Raw genomic sequence first — 3,948 nt, forward strand, 5'->3', positions numbered from 1 at the left:
AGTCCACGGCGTGCACGATGGCGGGGCCGTCACCGCCCTGTCGACGGATACCGCGCCGATCGAGTTCCTCGTCGCGGTCGTAGAGCCAGGCCAGCGCCGCGTCCTGGCCGGCGGCCGCGGCGCTGAGCGCGGCATCGCGGACGAGACCCGACGCCGCCTCGCCCAGAATGAGCCGCCAGCGTTCCAGTGTCGGATCGAGTTCAGTCATGGCCGCTCCCCAGCGGATTCGCGAGCAGTGCGTGCTCGGTCAGCAGTTCGTCCACCCGCGCCTCCAGCGCCCGCGCTCGCGCCAGCAGTCCCGCATCGGCGTCGAGGCGCAGCAGCGTCGCCGGGGCCGCGTCCGCGCCCCGTGCCGCCAGCAGCCGGGTGGCGATGCGGGCGCGTTCGCGGGGCGGGAACCAGGCGAAGGCCAGGCGCAGTGCGGGCAGAGCGGTGAGGAAGTCGGGCGGTGCGAATCGGTCGACGAGTTCGTCGAGAACCGCGAGCAGCGGTGCGTCGGTGTCGAGGAGTTGTTCGCGGGCCAGTGCGAACAGCCCGGCCAGGAAGTCGCCCAGGACTTCCGGCTGCCCGGCCAGCCGGACGGCCCGCGCCAGGTCGAGGGTTTCGTCCGGTGCCAGCGCCGCGACCAGGCCGACCGCCGCGCCGCGCAGTGCGGGCGGCCGATCGGGTGCGGCACCGCGCCGGAAGACCCCGACGATATCCGCGCGGTCGACGCTCAGCACGGTCGGTGCGTGCTGGGTGGTGTCACGAATGGCGATGAGGGCGTGCAGCATTCGGTCGTCAGCGGGTGCCGGACCGCCCCGTATCGCCTCGATCAGCCACAGCAGTCGCAGCACGGCGGCGTCGATGAGCGCGGCCAGAGTGGGGGAGTGCGCGGTGCCGAAGATCCGGTCGTGCCGCCACAGGCTCAGCGTGACCGCCAGCAGCTGTCCGAGACCGGCGGTGTCACCGGCGGATTCGATGAGGCCGCGGATACGGTCCACCACCGTGTCGCCGAGTTCCGCGAGCCCGCACAGGGTGGCGTCGAACAGCACCTCGGCGAGGCCGCCGGTATCGGACCCGGCCGCGTCGAACCGTTCGCCCAGCCGGGTGGCGGCGGCCTCGGCGCAGGTCGCGCCGAGCGAACCGGCTTCGATGAGCATCGGCAGCCGCAGCGGTGATGCGGTGACGCGCCACACCTCGCGCGGGTCCGGCGGCCGCCCGACCAGTGGCCCGCTCGTACGCCGGTACCCGGGAATGTCGAGTACGCGCAGCCGGTGCAGCACTCGGCTGGCCGCGAGGCCGGAGTCGGTGGCGAGATCGAGTTCGTGCTCGCCCCGCTCGGGTATGCCGTGGCGGGCGAGTTCGCTGTCGGCGTCGTGCACGAGGGGCGGATGCGGGGTGTCCCGGTGCAGCCGCCCGGTCCGGGAACCCGACAGTGCGGCCACCATCTCGACCACCACCGGATCGGTGCCCGGACGCAGCTGTCCGCGACCGGTCCACGGCAGCGGGCGGTCGAGCGCCTCGGTGACCAGCGCCCCGGCGAGGCCGTCGAGAACATCCGTGCGCGACGGCGATCGGTGTCCGCGCAGGCGGCTCAGACCGCCGGTGAGGGTGCGCGCGCCGATCAGGGCGGCGGTCGACACCGGCTGGCCCCGCTCCCGCAGCCGCCGCACCACGGCGCGGGTGATGCCCTCGGCGGCCTGTTCCGGCCCGTCTTCCCAGAGCCGCTGGTAGTACTCCGGCGACGGCATGCCGGACTGGTAGCCGTCGAAGGCGTCCAGTCGGCGAAAGCTGTAGGGCACCAGATAACTGCCGCCGACACCATCCCCGGGAAAGGGTGGTACGTGCGGCCAGGGAGAGTCGGATGGAGCGGTGCGCGCGGAAAGCAGGTGCTCGTCCAGGCGGCGCACGAGTGCGGGCCGGTGGAAACCGCCGGTGACCACCACGATGGGTGCGGGTCGCGTTCCGGCCGCGCGGTTCGCGGCGTCCACGGCGGCGTGGATCCAGCGGGCCATGTACTCCTCGCGCTGCACGTCGCCCGCGCCCGCCTCGTCGTCGCCCCGCACCAGATCGAAGTACGCGGCCAACCGTTCGGCGAGGGTGGCGTCGTCCCCGATTTCGACGAGGTGATCCCACAGCGTGTCGATATTGTCCACCGCGAACTCCCGGCACAGCCGCGTCACCGCGTGGTCGTAGCGGCGTTCGGCGTCGGCGTACCGGTTCTCGGTGTCGGCGAAGGCGCTGTGCCAGGCGGGCAGATCGATGAACCGCACCACGGACCCGGCGGCCCGACCCTCGGTGAGCGCCACCCACTCGGGGGAGTAGTCGCACAGCGGAGCCCAGGACATGTGCCGGGTGGTCCGGTCCCGGTAGCTGGAGAACACCGCGATGGGCAGTTGGTGCCCGAGCAGCAGTTCGTCGAGTCGGTCGTTCATATCGACCGGCCCCTCGATGAGCACATACGCCGGGCGCAGGGCGCGCACGGTGTCGCGCACCAGCCGCGCGCAGGCCGGACTGTGGTGACGCACACCGATGAAGGTGACCCGCGCCGCATCCCCCGTCATCCGGCTCAGCCCGGTAGCTGGAATCGCGCGTCGTGCAGGGACTTCCACGCCTTTCCGGATTTGCGTGGGGGCTGCTGCTCCAGATAGCGGCGCAGCCGGGCCAGGTCGTCCGGGTCGTCCTTGGCCGCGGTTCCGGCCAGGCAGTGCACGATATCGGCGGCGTCTCCGGCCTCACCGCGCAGGAACCAGCCGCGCAGGCCGACGGCATGGGCCACCGACACCGCCTCGGCGGTACTCATGACCGCGGACATGCGGTCCAGGGCGTCACCGGCATCGGTCGCGCCGCGGCGCAGTTCCCGGAAGGTGGTGACCAGCACCGCGAGTACGTCGCGCGGTGGGGCCTGCGGTACGCCGGAACGGTGCAGCAGCGCTTGCGCCTCCGCCTCCACCAGCGCCAGTTCGGCGTCGAAATCGGTGATGGGGAAGACGGTTTCGAAATTGAACCGCCGTTTCAGCGCGGCGCTCATCTCATTGACGCCGCGGTCGCGGGTATTGGCGGTGGCGATCACATTGAATCCCGCGACCGCGTACACCATCTCGCCGAGTTCCGGCACCGCCAGCACCCGATCGGACAGCAGCGACAGCATCGAGTCCTGCACCTCCAGGGGGCAGCGGGTGATCTCCTCGAAGCGCACGATCTTGCCCTCCCGCATGCCGCGCAGCATGGGCGCGGGCACCAGGGACCGCTCGGACGGACCCTCGGAGACGAGCAGCGCGTAGTTCCATCCGTAGCGAATCTGGTCCTCGGTGGTGGCCGCGCCGCCCTGGACGGTGAGTGTGGAATCACCCGAGATGGCGGCCGAAAGTAGTTCCGAGAGCAGCGATTTGGCGGTTCCTGGCTCGCCGGTGAGCAACAGTCCGCGGGTGGTGGCGAGGGAGACCAGCGCCCGGTCCACCAGGGAGGCGTCGCCGACGAACTTGCGGGCGATGCCGAGTGTCGGGTCGCCCACGATGAACCGCTTGGCGGCGTCGACGCTCAACTGCCAGCCCGGTGGCCGCGGCGCGGTGTCCTGTTCGCGTAGCCGGGTCAGGTCGTCGGCCCAGCGGAGTTCCGCGGCCGGGCGTTGTAGATGCTGGGTGGAACCGGTGGTCACGGCACGCACACTAACGCGGCTCGGTGACACGTTCGTTCGGATGCGATCGGTCGGCCCGGTCCCCTCATCGCAACCGGGCCGACCGATCCGGCGATCACCGGCGTGCGATCGCCTCGAACACGGTGGGGTCCACCAGGGTGGAGGTGTCGCCGAGTTCGCGGCCCTCGGCGACATCGCGCAGCAGCCGGCGCATGATCTTGCCGGAGCGGGTCTTGGGCAGCTCGGGCACGATGTGGATCTCGCGAGGTTTGGCGATGGGCGAGATCTCCAGGGACACGGTCGCTTTGAGTTCGGTGACCAGATCGGCG

At 71.4% G+C, this 3,948-nt stretch carries 3 protein-coding genes and 1 pseudogene; all 4 read right to left on the bottom strand.

All coding sequences use genetic code 11. From position 1 onward, the window contains the following. A pseudogene (locus ON31_RS29680) lies at positions 1-208 on the bottom strand (hypothetical protein); the annotation flags it as partial. Further along, on the bottom strand, positions 201-2,546 hold the full coding sequence (locus tag ON31_RS29685; protein WP_039818412.1) for a DUF5682 family protein: 2,346 nt from the start codon (positions 2,544-2,546) through the stop codon (positions 201-203). The pseudogene ON31_RS29680 and the gene ON31_RS29685, both read right to left, overlap by 8 nt. Before the next feature lie 5 nt (positions 2,547-2,551). Continuing rightward, positions 2,552-3,640, bottom strand: a complete 1,089-nt coding sequence (locus ON31_RS29690) for an ATP-binding protein (RefSeq protein ID WP_244961279.1) — start codon at positions 3,638-3,640, stop codon at positions 2,552-2,554. Positions 3,641-3,734: 94 nt separating this feature from the next. Beyond that, the coding region (locus tag ON31_RS29695) for an AMP-binding enzyme (protein ID WP_039818415.1) at positions 3,735-3,948 on the bottom strand (214 nt) is incomplete at its 5' end.

Origin of the sequence: Nocardia otitidiscaviarum NBRC 14405 (assembly GCF_000308635.1) — a bacterium.
GTDB lineage: Bacteria > Actinomycetota > Actinomycetes > Mycobacteriales > Mycobacteriaceae > Nocardia > Nocardia otitidiscaviarum.